This is a genomic window from Roseovarius pelagicus, from assembly GCF_025639885.1.
GTDB classification, from domain to species: domain Bacteria; phylum Pseudomonadota; class Alphaproteobacteria; order Rhodobacterales; family Rhodobacteraceae; genus Roseovarius; species Roseovarius pelagicus.
This window is the reverse complement of the sequence record NZ_CP106738.1, coordinates 2,326,444-2,340,179: the sequence shown is the minus strand read 5'-3', so window position 1 is coordinate 2,340,179 and position 13,736 is coordinate 2,326,444. Positions and strand designations below refer to the sequence as shown.

At 60.1% G+C, this 13,736-nt stretch carries 10 protein-coding genes and 1 pseudogene; 4 read left to right on the top strand and 7 right to left on the bottom strand.

Annotated elements, in window-relative coordinates:
• Nucleotides 1-59: 59 nt before the first annotated feature.
• From N7U68_RS12625 to N7U68_RS12615, 3 genes are read right to left on the bottom strand one after another with little or no spacing between them, the layout of a single operon-like run.
• On the bottom strand, nucleotides 60-1,550 hold the full coding sequence (locus N7U68_RS12625; protein ID WP_263047026.1) for an aldehyde dehydrogenase: 1,491 nt from the start codon (nucleotides 1,548-1,550) through the stop codon (nucleotides 60-62).
• Nucleotides 1,547-2,455 (bottom strand): dihydrodipicolinate synthase family protein, encoded by a 909-nt coding sequence (locus N7U68_RS12620; protein ID WP_165195009.1) that lies wholly within the window; start codon nucleotides 2,453-2,455, stop codon nucleotides 1,547-1,549. The genes N7U68_RS12625 and N7U68_RS12620 overlap by 4 nt, the downstream gene beginning before the upstream one ends.
• Nucleotides 2,445-3,149: a GntR family transcriptional regulator gene (locus tag N7U68_RS12615; RefSeq protein ID WP_165195011.1), complete on the bottom strand. Its 705-nt coding sequence runs from the start codon at nucleotides 3,147-3,149 to the stop codon at nucleotides 2,445-2,447. The genes N7U68_RS12620 and N7U68_RS12615 overlap by 11 nt, the downstream gene beginning before the upstream one ends.
• A 130-nt stretch (nucleotides 3,150-3,279) precedes the next feature.
• Here N7U68_RS12615 and N7U68_RS12610 point away from each other — a divergent pair, with 130 nt between their 5' ends.
• Both N7U68_RS12610 and N7U68_RS12605 read left to right on the top strand, forming a co-directional pair.
• Nucleotides 3,280-4,728 (top strand): TrkH family potassium uptake protein, encoded by a 1,449-nt coding sequence (locus N7U68_RS12610; protein ID WP_263047025.1) that lies wholly within the window; start codon nucleotides 3,280-3,282, stop codon nucleotides 4,726-4,728.
• A complete protein-coding gene (locus tag N7U68_RS12605) occupies nucleotides 4,728-6,323 on the top strand; it encodes a thiamine pyrophosphate-binding protein (RefSeq protein WP_263047024.1) in 1,596 nt (531 codons plus the stop codon). The genes N7U68_RS12610 and N7U68_RS12605 overlap by 1 nt, the downstream gene beginning before the upstream one ends.
• A 38-nt stretch (nucleotides 6,324-6,361) precedes the next feature.
• Here the strand turns inward: N7U68_RS12605 and aroC are convergent, their stop codons facing one another.
• Together aroC and ald are read right to left on the bottom strand one after the other, a co-directional pair.
• Nucleotides 6,362-7,465, bottom strand: a complete 1,104-nt coding sequence (aroC, locus tag N7U68_RS12600) for a chorismate synthase (RefSeq protein ID WP_263047023.1) — start codon at nucleotides 7,463-7,465, stop codon at nucleotides 6,362-6,364.
• Between the two features lie 96 nt (nucleotides 7,466-7,561).
• On the bottom strand, nucleotides 7,562-8,680 hold the full coding sequence (ald, locus tag N7U68_RS12595; protein ID WP_263047022.1) for an alanine dehydrogenase: 1,119 nt from the start codon (nucleotides 8,678-8,680) through the stop codon (nucleotides 7,562-7,564).
• Nucleotides 8,681-8,814: 134 nt separating this feature from the next.
• Here ald and N7U68_RS12590 point away from each other — a divergent pair, with 134 nt between their 5' ends.
• On the top strand, nucleotides 8,815-9,273 hold the full coding sequence (locus N7U68_RS12590) for an Lrp/AsnC family transcriptional regulator (RefSeq protein ID WP_165195021.1): 459 nt from the start codon (nucleotides 8,815-8,817) through the stop codon (nucleotides 9,271-9,273).
• Between the two features lie 213 nt (nucleotides 9,274-9,486).
• Here N7U68_RS12590 and pnp read toward each other — a convergent pair.
• Nucleotides 9,487-11,618: pseudogene (gene pnp / locus N7U68_RS12585) on the bottom strand (polyribonucleotide nucleotidyltransferase).
• Between the two features lie 236 nt (nucleotides 11,619-11,854).
• Here pnp and N7U68_RS12580 point away from each other — a divergent pair.
• On the top strand, nucleotides 11,855-12,823 hold the full coding sequence (locus N7U68_RS12580) for an asparaginase (RefSeq protein WP_263047021.1): 969 nt from the start codon (nucleotides 11,855-11,857) through the stop codon (nucleotides 12,821-12,823).
• On the opposite strand, the gene N7U68_RS12575 is transcribed toward N7U68_RS12580, so the two are convergent.
• Nucleotides 12,804-13,664 carry a DMT family transporter gene (locus N7U68_RS12575; protein WP_263047020.1) on the bottom strand — a complete coding sequence of 287 codons (861 nt, stop codon included), beginning with the start codon at nucleotides 13,662-13,664 and terminating at the stop codon, nucleotides 12,804-12,806. The two genes, N7U68_RS12580 and N7U68_RS12575, sit on opposite strands and share 20 nt — an antisense overlap.
• Nucleotides 13,665-13,736 lie beyond the last annotated feature (72 nt).

Here is a 13,736-nt window from a genome sequence, read left to right as displayed (position 1 = left end):
CAGGTGAGTGCAACCCACCCGCCCTGCGTGATGGGTTATACCATCCCAAAGGTGTGCTTTCATCCCACGTTGTCTCCTTCTGCGGGATCGGTCAGATCGATCCAGATGGTTTTAATCTCGGTGAACTGGTCATGTGCGTGCACCCCGTTGTCGCGCCCGCCAAAACCCGATTGCTTGTACCCGCCAAAAGGCGTTGCGATGTCGCCCTCGCCGTAGCAATTGACCGTGACCGTGCCCGCGCGGATGTCGCGCGCAGCACGGATCGCCGTTCGTGCGTTGGCGGTAAACACGCTCGCCGCCAGCCCGTATGCCGTGTCATTGGCCACCGCGATGGCTTCTTCGGTGCTGGCAACCTCGATCACCGACAGGATAGGGCCAAAAATTTCGTCGCGGGCACGGGCGTCGTCCTTTGACACCTCATAGATTGTCGGCATCACAAAGTTGCCGTCCGCTGTGCCACCCACAATCGCACCATCCGAAAGATAGCCGCTGACCTTGCCACAATGCTCGGCGTCGATCATCGCGCCGAGGTGGTTCGCGGGGTCCAGCGGATCGCCGGTTTTCCAGTCACGGACACGGGCAAGGATACGCTCCATCAGGGGTTCTTTGACATCGCGATGCACGATCAGCCGCGATGCGGCGCTGCAATTTTCGCCCATGTTCCAGAACGCCGCATTCACGACATGCCCGGCAACGTGATCAAGGTTCTCAGCATCGGCAAGCACCACGCAGGGGTTCTTGCCACCGCATTCCAGTACCACCTTCTTCAGATTGCTGTCGGCGGCATAGCGCAAGAACCGTTTCCCGGTCTCGGTCGAGCCGGTAAAGCTGACCATGTCCACATCCATATGCAGGCCCAGCGGTTCGCCCACCGATGGGCCATCCCCGGGCAAAACCTGCAAAACACCGCGCGGCACGCCCGCCATATGCGCCAGTTCGGCAATGCGCAGGGCGGTCAACGTTGTCTGCTCGGCCGGTTTCACGATCACCGAATTGCCTACCGCCAAGGCCGGGCCAATCTTCCACGCCAGCATCATCATCGGAAAGTTCCACGGCAATACCGCGGCGACCACACCAATCGGCTCGCGTATGATCATGGAAATCGCGTCGTCGCCGGTGGGCGAGGTCTGGTCATACACCTTGTCGATCAGTTCGGCATGCCATTTGATCGTGTGGATCGTTTCCGGCACGTCGATTGACACGCAATCGCGGATCGGTTTGCCGCTATCGAGGCTCTCCATCACCGCCAGTTCATTTTTGCGGCGAGTGATCAACTTGCACAAGCGGATCAGCACATCCTTGCGCTCGGACGGGTGCAGCCGCGACCAGACCCCCTGATCAAACGCTTCGCGTGCCTTTTGCACCGCAAAATCCACATCATCAGGTCCGGCGCTGCCGATCCGGGTCAGCACGTCACCCGTCGCCGGGTTCACGGTCTCTATCATCGGCCCGGATCCTTTGCGGAACTTGCCGTCGATATAGGGCGCGGCGGGCAGGTCGATCTCGGCGGCGATGGCGGCATATTCCGTGCGGGTCAGAAACTCGGTCATTGCGCCTCTCCTTCGATACGCTTGATGGCGGCGTTCATGGTGCGGATCACCTCTTCCAGCGCGCGTTTGTCATCCTTGTTCAGCGGGTGCAGCGGGCGGCGTGGCGGCCCGGCAGGGATGCCGCGCACCGTCAGGCCATGCTTGATGCACTGGATAAACTTGCCACCCTGCTCCAGCACCCGCATCAGCGGCAGCATCGCCGACATGATCGCGCGACCTTTCGTGAAATCACCGTCGACGGCACAGGCCTTGTAGAGCGCGATATGCGCCTCTGGGGCAAAGTTAGAGCCAGCACAGACCCAGAACCGCGCGCCCCATGCAAAGAATTCCAACGCCTGATCATCCATGCCGCAACCCAGCCCGATATGCGGGTAGTCGCGCGCCAGAAGGTGCAGGCGATTGATGTCGCCACTGCTTTCCTTGATGCCGCAGAAATTGTGCGACCGGCCCAGCCGATCCAGACATTCCTCGTCCATGGTCACGCCCATGCGACCCGGATAGTTATATAGCATCACCGGCAGGTTCGCCGCCCGATCGATCGCCAGACAATGCAGCGCCAGTTCGCGACCGGTTGGGCATGAATAGGGCGGCGTGGCAATTAGCAACGCCTCGGCACCTATCTCCTTGGCCGCGCGTGCATATGCGATACTGTTCTCGGTTTGCATGTCCCCGGTGCCCGCGATCATCGGAACGCGGCCCGCGATCAATTGGTGAATCCGTTCGAACAACCACAGCCGCGTTTCGCTGGATTGCGCATAATATTCGCCCGTCGTTCCGGCGACGATGATGCCATGCACCCCAGCGCCGATCAGCAACTCGACCGTCTGGGCCAGTGCCTCTTCGTTAATGGTGAAATCATCGTGATAGGGTGTCACGATCGGAGTGTAGATGCCTTCAAACTGCACGGGCGTGTTCCTCATTCGGAGTCAGGGCGAGCGGTAGCGGATCAGGTGTCACAAACTGCTCCAGTCGATCGCGTGAAAGATCCCAATGTTCTAGTGTCAGGGCCACCGCACGATCCGGTTCCTGCGCTTCGATCGCCGCAATCATCTGATCGTGGTGCACGCACGCGGTCTGGACCCGGCGCTTCTCATCCGCAGATTTCGGTCGGTAGAACGTCTGGCTCAGCCGGGTGTGATCAATCAACATCCGGCGCAGAGCGGGCATCAGGTATGGATTATGCGCCATCTCGCCGACTTCTTCGTGGAACCTGTGGTTAAGCAGCGCCGCCTGACTGGCATCGCCAGCTACCGTGGCCGCACGAAATGCGTCCTGCGTCGACCGCAGTGGCGCAATCTGCTCGGTGCGGCGGTTCTCTGCCGCTAGCCGCGCGATGTTGGCGTAGACCAGCGGCGCGGTCTGAAAGAACATCCGCATCACGCCCAGATCCATCGACGCCACTTTCGGTCCGCGATTGGGTTCGGTGCGCAGATAACCTTCGCCGCTCAGGCGCTGGAACACTTCGCGCATCGGTGTCCGAGACATGCCATATGCATCGCACAGCGCCGCCTCGTCCAGATCGGCGCCAGGTGCAATTTGCTGCATCAGGATACGCATCCGCAGATCATCCAGGCAGGCTGTCTTCTTATCCTTGGGCAAAGCATTCCTCCATTTTGTACACATACTGTATACATAATGTATTTCACGTCCAGATGATTCGTGATCCATGCATGTCAGGGCGCCTGATCCGGCTTGACACTGGGCAGGCCTGCGGCCAACCCTGCCGCCCATGATGGATTTGCGCCCGGTGGGATATGTTATCGGCCTGACGGTCATGGCGCTGGGCCTGACCATGGTGCTTCCGCTGGTGCTTGATATCGCCGAAGGCCGCGGCGAATGGACCGTCTTTGCCCAGTCTTCGATCCTGACCGTCCTGACCGGCGGCCTTGTTGCATTGACCTGCCGCAACGGCGTGCAGGCCGGTCTGACCATTCAACAGACCTTCTTGCTGACCACGGGCGTCTGGGTGGTACTGCCGCTGTTTGGCGCATTACCCTTCATGCTGGGCGAGAGTGACCTGCGTTTTGTCGATGCGTTTTTCGAGGCTATGTCCGGACTGACCACCACCGGTGCCACCGTAATGAGCGGGCTGGACACGCTCCCGCAGGGCCTGTTGCTATGGCGCGGACTGATGCAGTGGCTGGGCGGGATCGGTATCATTATTGTGGCAATGGTGTTCCTGCCCGAACTGCGCGTCGGCGGCATGCAGATTTTCAAGGCCGAGGCCTTTGATACTTTTGGGAAAATCCTGCCGCGCGCCACCGAAATCGCGTCACGGATTTCGGTCATCTATCTGGCACTGACGATGATGTGCGTAGCGGCCTATCTGCTCACCGGGATGAACTCCTTTGATGCCACTGTGCACGCGTTGACCACTATTTCGACCGGAGGCATGGCAAACTACGACGCATCATTCAACGCTCTCGATCCATCTTCCGAGTATGTTGCGTCTGTCTTTATGGTGCTGGCCGCGTTGCCATTTGTGAGATTCGTACAGATGACAGCAGGCACTGCTCGCCCACTGCTGGTCGACCCGCAGGTGCGCGCTTTCCTGCTAACAATTCTGGTGATCGTCCTGTGCTTGACGCTCTGGCGTTTTGTGCAACAGGCCAGCCCCAGTGAACGAGTATTTCGCAGGGTGCTGTTCAACACGATCTCGATCATGACCGGCACCGGCTATGCCAGCGACAATTACATGACCTGGGGATCACTGCCCATTGCCGTGATGTTCTTTACCGGCCTGATTGGCGGATGCGCGGGATCCACCTCGTGTTCGATCAAGATTTTCCGCTACCAACTGCTCTTTGCCTCGATCCGGGTCCAGATGGGCCGTATTCGATCACCGCACGGCATTTTCATTCCACGTTATGCCGGACGCGCGGTAGATGACGACGTGCTGACGTCCGTGATGTCGTTCTTCGTGTTCTTTGTCGTTTCACTCGGGGTTCTGGCCGTGCTTCTGGCCTTTACCGGGCTGGATTTCATCACGTCGGTTTCTGGCGCTTCAGCGGCGCTGGCCAACATCGGGCCGGGGTTGGGCGACACCATCGGGCCCGCCGGGAACTATGCCCCTCTGAACGACACAGCCAAATGGCTATTGAGCGCCGGAATGCTGATCGGTCGCCTCGAACTCTTGGCGGTCTACGCCATTTTCACCATCAACTTCTGGAGGTCCTGATGGCTGCCAATGATCAAATCCGCCCATTGGGCGCGCAAATCTCTCATATGCTGAAATCACGTGGCGTCGATACAATCTTTGGCATTCCCGGTGTCCATAATCAGGAAATGTATCGCGGCATAGAAGAGGCTGGCATTCGCCATATCCTCGCCCGGCACGAACAGGGTGCCGGCTTTATGGCTGACGGTTATGCCCGCGCCAGCGGTAAACCCGGCGTGTGCTACGTGATCACAGGTCCGGGCCTATGCAACACGATGACACCTCTGGGGCAGGCCTATTCCGACAGTGTTGCCGTGCTGGCAATCTCGTCTTGTTTGGATGAAACGGCCGCCACGCGTGGTCAACTACACCAGATGCTGGATCAGGAGATCGCGGGCGGTACAGTCTGCGACTGGTCCGAAACCGCCCATACCGCCAGCGCCGCCTACACGCTGGTTGATCGGGCGTTCGCCGAATTTCAGAGCCAGCGCAAACGGTCCAAACATATTCAGGTGCCAATTGCCCAACTGGAAGAAAATGCGCCACCAGCACCCGCCCCGGCACCCGAACGGATCACCCTGTCCGAACAATCCCTACCGCAGAATATCGCGGCACAGATCGCTGCGGCCAAGCGGCCGCTATTTGTCCTCGGCGGTGGCGCTGTCGGAGCACCGGAAACGACCCGCAAAGTGCTGCGGCAACTGAATGCCGCCAGCTTCACCAGCTATGCTGGACGCGGCATTGCGGGTCTGGATGACCCACTGCATTTCGGTGCCTACCTCGGACGGCCAGAGAGCGCGAGCGTGATCGCCAGCGCCGATCTGGTGATCGCGGTCGGCACCGAACTGGCCTCTATCGACCTTTGGCGCGCCGAACTGGGCCATAAGGGCGATTTTATCCGGGTCGACATCGACCCGGAGATCCTCGCCCAGCAAAGCGGCGGAGGTAAACTGCTCATGAATGGCGTTTCGTTCTTTATGGGCCTCACCGCCGCACTAAAGGGACATACCGCCAATACCAGCTGGACCGCCAAAGAGGTCAAAGACGCCCGCGCGCGCTGGCGTGCAGAGTCAGATGCTGAACGCCCCGGCATCGCCCCGATCTGTGACGCGCTGCGAGAGGTGATGCCCGAGGATACGATGTATTATTCGGACATGACCCAGTTTGCCTATACCGGCAAAGAAGTGTGGGACATGCCCCGCCCCGGTCACTGGCACCATCCTTATGGCTTTGGCACTTTGGGATATGCGTTACCTGCTGGTATTGGCGGCGCGGCGGCGCGGCCGGGATTGCCCACAGTGGTGATCGCTGGCGATTACGGCTTCCAATACACCGTACAGGAACTGGGCACTGCGGTCGAACTGGGTCAGCCTCTACCGATCTTGTTGTGGGACAATGGCAAGTTGAAGGAGATCGAGGATAGCATGGTCCGCGCACAGATCGCGCCGAACTCGGTCATCGCGCACAACCCCGATTTCTGCGCACTTGCCAAGGCATACGGGGCCTATGCCGAGGCACCTAAATCCTATTCGGAACTGAAAAAGGCCGTGACGGATGCGTTCAGTGCCGATGGGCCAACACTGATTTACATGACAGCGGCTATGTCAGCGGACTGATAGTGACGGCTGGGTGTATTCTATGAAATTGGTTGCGCTCAGCCGATCTGCCCGCGCGGTCCGTCGCCCACTTGTCCGCGATGCAACAACAGATGGTCGAGGATGACACAAGCCATCATCGCTTCACCGACGGGCACCGCACGAATGCCAACACAGGGGTCATGGCGACCCTTGGTCACGACTTCTGTCGGGCTGCCATCCATCCGGATCGACTTGCGCGGGCTCAGGATCGACGACGTCGGCTTGACCGCGAACCGCACCACGACCTCCTGTCCGGTAGAGATACCGCCAAGGATACCTCCTGCGTGGTTTGAAGAATACTCCGGACCGTCCGCGCCCATGAAAATCTCATCGGCATTTTCGGTACCCGACAGCTCTGCCGCGGCCATGCCTTCGCCGATCTCCACGCCTTTGACCGCGTTGATCGACATCATCGCCGCCGCCAGATCAGTATCGAGCTTGGCATAGACCGGCGCACCTAACCCGGCGGGCACGCCCCGCGCGACCACCTCGACCACTGCCCCGACCGAGTTGTGATCCTTGCGCATTTTCTGCAAATACGCCTCCCATTCGGGTGCGGCACCGGCATCGGGCAGCCAGAAATCATTGCCATCAATCGCATCCCAATCAAATCGCGCACGATCCAGCACCATCGCACCCATACGCGTCATGTAACCCTTGATCGCTATCCCCGGCACCAGCGCCTCCAGCGCGGCGCGGGCGATGCCCCCCGCCGCGACCCGTGCCGCGGTTTCGCGCGCGCTGCTGCGACCGCCCCCACGCGGATCACGCAGCCCATATTTCTGGTGATAGGTAATATCCGCATGTCCGGGCCGGAACGTGTTGAGGATATCGCCATAATCCCGGCTGCGCTGATCGGTATTCTCGATCATCAGCTGGATCGGCGTGCCGGTCGTCTGCCCCTCGTAGACACCCGACAAGATGCGTACCGCGTCCGGCTCATTGCGTTGGGTCATGTTCTTGTTCTGGCCGGGGCGTCTCTTGTCCAACCACTGCTGTAGCATCGCCTCGTCGATCGTCACGCCCGGCGGACAGCCATCTACCGTCGCGCCCAAGGCGGGCCCGTGGCTCTCGCCCCATGTGGTCACGCGAAAAAGATGTCCGAAAGTATTGAGGCTCATGGCGCGGCTCCTTTGCCGCTTGGGTCTAGCGGTGTGACGCGCGCGCCTCAAGTGGAATTGGAAACGGCGCGCCGCTCATGGCGCGCCTTTCCGCGCTTATCCGTTCACCAGTTTTTGCGGCGATACCGTGTCGATACCCAACGCCTCGCCAACCGCAGCATAGGTCAGTTGCCCCGCATGGACGTTCAGCCCATTCAGCAAATGCGGATCGTCCGCACAGGCCTGTTTCCAGCCCTTGCCCGCCAACGCCAGCATGAACGGCATCGTCGCGTTGCCCAGTGCGATGGTTGATGTGCGCGCCACAGCGCCCGGCATGTTGGCCACACAGTAATGGATGATCCCGTCCACGTCATAGATTGGATCCTGATGTGTGGTTGCCTTTGACGTCTCAAAGCACCCGCCTTGGTCAATCGCCACATCCACCAACACCGAACCGGGCCGCATCGACCCCAGCTGTTCGCGGCTGATCAGCATAGGCGCGGCAGCGCCGGGGATCAGAACCGCACCGATCACCATGTCCATGCGATCCAGCAATTCCTCGATAGCGCCCTTGTCAGAATATTGCGTCGTGAGACGCCCCATGAACACATCATCCAGATACGATAGACGCGGCACCGATCGGTCCAGCACGGTAACATTTGCGCCCATCCCCACGGCAACGCGCGCAGCCGCCGTGCCGACGACCCCGCCGCCGATGATTGCCACATTCGCCGGACGCACGCCCGGCACGCCGCCCATCAACACACCGCTACCGCCATTGGCCTTTTGCAGCGCCCAGGCGCCACTCTGCGGTGCCAGCCGCCCGGCCACTTCGGACATCGGCGCCAGCAGCGGCAGCCCGCCGCGCGCGTCGGTTACGGTCTCATAGGCAATCGCAGTACAACCGCTGGCCAGCAGGTCATTGGTCTGTGCGGGATCGGGGGCGAGGTGCAGATAGGTAAACAGCAACTGGCCCTCGCGCAGCATCTTGCGCTCGCCGGGCTGCGGCTCCTTGACCTTTACGATCATGTCGGCCGTGGCGAAAATTTCGTCGGCAGTGTCGATGATGACCGCCCCGGCTGCAGTATAGTCCTCGTCAGCAAAACCCGCGCCAATACCGGCCCCGGCCTGAATGATCACTTCATGGTCACGACTGACTGCCTCGCGCGCCGCGTTCGGTGTCATGCCGACTCGGTATTCCTGCGGCTTAACCTCGGTTGGGCATCCGATCTTCATTGGTGTTCCTCCTCCTGATTATAGACAGATTGCCGCAGGAGACGCGCAAGGGGATGCCAAATACTTCTCGCCTTTGGGGAAGGGTTTCGAATATTATTCGCAAATCCGTCACTTTCTCGCAAGGAATTGCATCAATGCCCGTCGACTCGACCGATCGCCGTATCCTGACCGTATTGCAGCGACAGGGCCGCATCTCCAACGCTGACCTTGCCGAAAAGGTGAACTTGTCAGCCAGCGCCTGCCACCGCCGCGTGCATCGGCTAGAGGTCGAGGGCTATATCGACGGTTACGTCGCGCTGCTGGATGCGCGCAAGCTGGGCGTGCCCGCCACGATCTTTGTCGAGATCACGCTATCAACCCAGGCCGAGGACGTTCTGGAAGCGTTCGAGAAGGCCGTCGCTCGCATCCCCGACGTGTTGGAATGCCACCTGACAGCAGGCAGCGCCGATTACATCCTCAAGGTCGTTGCCGAAGACACCGAAGATTTCGCCCGCATCCACCGTCAATATCTGGCGCGGCTACCCGGCGTGGCCAAGATGCAGTCAAGCTTTGCCCTGCGGACTGTGTGCAAGACGACGGCACTGCCGGTTTAGCGGGGCATCCTCCGCGCACAATATCAATCGACGGTTTGAACGCATACATTGCCGGACGCCGCCCTGCGGCGGGCGCTGTCCGAACAATCAGATCTGTTTCGCGTAGTGCCGCGGCCAAAGGAAAGCAGTAACTGATGCGCGGCACAGTAAAACACAAGAAAAAAGCCCCGGCGTTTCCACCGGGGCCCTTGCTCACTCAACCAAGCGATCTGCTCAGTCGTCTTTCTTTTCCGGCGCAACTTCTTCGCCGGTTTCCTGATCGACTACTTTCATCGACAGGCGCACCTTGCCGCGATCGTCAAAGCCCAGCAGCTTGACCTTCACTTCCTGACCTTCTTTCAGAACATCTGACGGATGATTCAGGCGGCGGTTTTCGATCTGGCTGACATGCACCAGACCGTCGCGCTTGCCAAAGAAGTTCACGAATGCACCGAAATCGACGATCTTGACGACCGTACCAGTGTAAATCGCGCCTTCTTCCGGCTCTGCCACGATCGAGTGGATCATGTCATAGGCTTTCTTGATCGAATCGCCGTTGGGCGACGCGATCTTGATGATGCCTTCGTCGTTGATATCGACCTTGGCGCCCGACACTTCGACGATTTCGCGGATGACCTTGCCGCCCGAGCCGATGACCTCACGGATTTTGTCCGTGGGGATCTGCATCGTCTCGATACGCGGCGCGTGAACCGAGAATTCCTGCGCGCCGGTCAGGGCTTTGTTCATCTCACCCAGGATATGCATCCGGCCTTCCTTGGCTTGCGCCAGTGCCTTTTGCATGATTTCGGGCGTGATGCCCGCGACCTTGATATCCATCTGCAGCGAAGTGATGCCGTTTTCGGTACCCGCCACTTTGAAATCCATGTCGCCGAGGTGATCTTCGTCGCCAAGGATATCGGTCAGAACCGCATAGGATCCGTCTTCTTCCAGAATCAGGCCCATCGCCACACCGGCAACCGCCGTTTTCAGCGGCACGCCAGCGTCCATCATCGACAGCGATCCACCACAAATCGACGCCATCGAGGATGAGCCGTTGGATTCGGTGATCTCGCTAACCAGACGAATGGTGTAGGGGAAATCCGTCGCCGCAGGCAGAACCGCCTGAAGCGCGCGCCATGCCAGCTTGCCGTGGCCGATTTCGCGACGACCCGGAGGGCCCACGCGACCCGCTTCGCCAACCGAATAGGGGGGAAGTTGTAATGCAGCAGGAAGTTCGATTTAAAGTTGCCATGCAGCGCATCGATGAATTGCTCATCATCGCCGGTGCCCAGTGTGGTCACGACCAGACCCTGCGTTTCACCACGGGTGAACAGCGCCGAACCGTGGGTACGTGGCAGCAGACCGGTTTCGCAAACGATATCGCGCACCTTGTCCAATGCCCGGCCATCAATCCGCTTGCCGGTTTTCACAACGTCACCGCGCAGAACAGTCGCTTCCAGCTTCTTCAGGGCTGCGCTCAGATTGGCATCCTCTAGCTGTTCTTCGCTCAGCGATTCCTTGATCGCAGCCTTGGCGTCGGCAACTGCGGTCGTGCGTTCCTGCTTGTCAGTGATCGCATAGGCTGCGCGAACCTTGTCCTCGCCTGCTGCTTTCACAGCTGCAAAGAGTTCCGAGTAATCCGGTGGAGTAAAGTCGAACGGCTCTTTTGCCGCCGATTCCGCCAGATCAATGATCAGGTCGACCACTGGCTGAATTTGCTCATGCGCAAAGTTGACAGCGCCCAGCATCTCTTCTTCGGTCAGCTCATAGGCTTCGGACTCTACCATCATCACGGCGTCTTTGGTGCCGGCAACAACCAGATCAAGACGTTGATCGGGGTTGTTCTTCAGTTCGTGCATGTCATCCACGGTCGGATTCAGGATGTATTCGCCATCCTCATACCCCACGCGGCAACCGGCGATCGGCCCACGGAACGGCGCGCCGGAAATGGTCAGTGCGGCAGAGGCCGCGATCATCGCCACCATGTCCGGGTCATTGACGAGATCATGGCTCAGCACGGTGCACATCACCAGTGTTTCATGCTTGAAACCCGGGACAAACAGCGGGCGGATCGGGCGGTCGATCAGACGCGCGGTCAGCGTCTCTTTTTCCGTGGGACGCGCTTCGCGCTTAAAGAAACCACCGGGCACTTTGCCGGCTGCATAATATTTCTCTTGGTAGTGAACCGTTAGCGGGAAGAAATCCAATCCCGGTTTCGGCTGCTTGGCAAAGGTCACGTTGGCCATGACACTGGTTTCACCCAGCGTGGCAATCACGGAACCGTCTGCCTGACGGGCGACCTTGCCCGTTTCGAGAGTCAGGGTTTCTTCGCCCCACTCGATTGATTTTTTAACTTCGTTGAACATCTATCGTTTCCTGTCTGGAGGCACTCCGGGCCCCTGCCCGGTCCTCCGTTTCAATGGCGGCCCCATTGCCGCCGACCCCAATCTCATTTCATGCGCCCGGAGTCAGGGGCATCACGTCTCAGATGCCGGGGCCATACAGGAATTTCAGACGTTTGGAAAGCAGCGAAGGAAAGCGGTAGGATCGCGCCTGTTGAACCACACTGGCATTCGTCAGTCGATCCGGCGTATTCAGGGCCATGACCAGCAGACGTATCCTCTTGATCCACACCGGCGGCACGATCGGCATGGTGCGTACCGATCACGGCTTTGCCCCGCAGGATGGCGTGGTCGAGGACGAGATTGCCCGCCTGCTGGCCGGTCCGCACGCGGGGCTCAGCATCAAGATGGTGCGCCTTGATCCACTGATCGACAGCGCCAACGCCACGCCGAGCGACTGGAACCGGATCGCAACGGCGATAGCGGACCATCATGCCAAATATGACGGCTTCCTCGTCACCCACGGCACCGACACGTTGGCCTTTTGCGCGGCCGCGCTGACATTCGCATTAGAGGGGCTGGAACGGCCCGTGATCCTGACCGGCGCAATGCTGCCCCTGACAGAACCGGGCAGTGACGGACAGCGCAACCTCAGCGATGCACTAAGCGCGCTAGATCACACAGCACCGGGCGTTCACGTCCAGTTTGCCGGGCGGCTGATGCATGGCGCACGCCTGCGCAAGACACACTCGCATTCCTTTGACGCATTTGCGGCCGAACCGACCAACGCGCCGCCGCTGCGTATCGGGCCTACACTGGTACAGCACAACTACCCCGGAGCACAGGTTGCAGTCCTGCCCGTGGCACCAGGGGGCGCAGGCGCGGTTCTGGAATACGCCGCTCAGCAATGCGACGGCATTGTGTTGCGCTGCTTTGGGTCGGGCACGGTGCCCAACACCCAAGAAATGCAAAATGCCCTGCGCACGGCAGAAACCCGCGCGATTCCCATCATCGCCGTCAGCCAATGCCCCGAAGGTGGCATTGCGCTGGGCACCTATGCGGCAGGGGCCATCCTGTCGCGGCATGGCGTCGTGGATGGGCATGACATGACGGTCGAAGCAGCCTACGCAAAGCTGCTGCTGGCCCTCGCCCAAGAGCGCAATCTGGCGGGGCAGCGTACCTTTCTCGCGACTCCGCTCTGCGGCGAATTCAGTGCACCGCGCGCCTGACCACCAGAAGCGTGCCAAACCCGGACGCGGCGATCACACACAACCCCGCCAGCGCCACCGCATCGGGCCATTCACCAAACACAAGCACACCCACAGTCGTTGCGGCGATCAACTGAGAGTAAATTAGTGGCGCGATCACCGTCGCGCTGGCGACGCGGTTGGCGATGACAAGGATGTAATTGCCCATCGCCGATCCCACCGCGCTGAGCAGGATCAGACCCAGCACAGGCAATTCAGCGTCGGGCCAATGCGCAGTTGCGCCAAACGGCGTCAGCACCACCGCGCCGATGATCAGTTGCGACACCAACAGGAACCGAGGGCGATACTGCCCCGCTACGGCCCGCGTCATCATCAGATAGGCACCGTAAAAACACCCTGCCAGAAGCGCCAGCGCAATTCCCGGTGTTGCGCCAAAGCCCGGCTTCACCACCAGCATTACGCCCGCAAACCCCATCAACAGCAGCAGTGTGCGCAGGGGCGATATCCGCTCGCCCAGAAAAACCGCCGCCAGAAGATACGACACCACTGGCCCGACAAAGAACGCGCCGAACACATCCGCGATCGGCTCGGTCCGCAGCGCAGTCAGGATGCAACTGATGCCGCCGACGATGAACAGCGCCCGCAGCACCAGCTTCGGATGGCGGAAATATGCCAGCTCGGCGCGGTTCAACCCGCTGAAGGGCGACAACAGCAACGCGCCCAGCACGAAACGTGACCACGCAACAAAGACCGGACTGGCTCCACCCCCGGTCAGCAGCTTGCCCGCCGTATCGCCGAACACCACAAGGCTGGTCGCGGCAAAGACCATGGCGGCCACCTGAAAGAGCGAGGCGAGGGGCATAGATCCGGTTCCGGGACTGGTACCACGCCGAACTGTCATGCACCCGGACCAAAGACAATACCAAAGCGCACG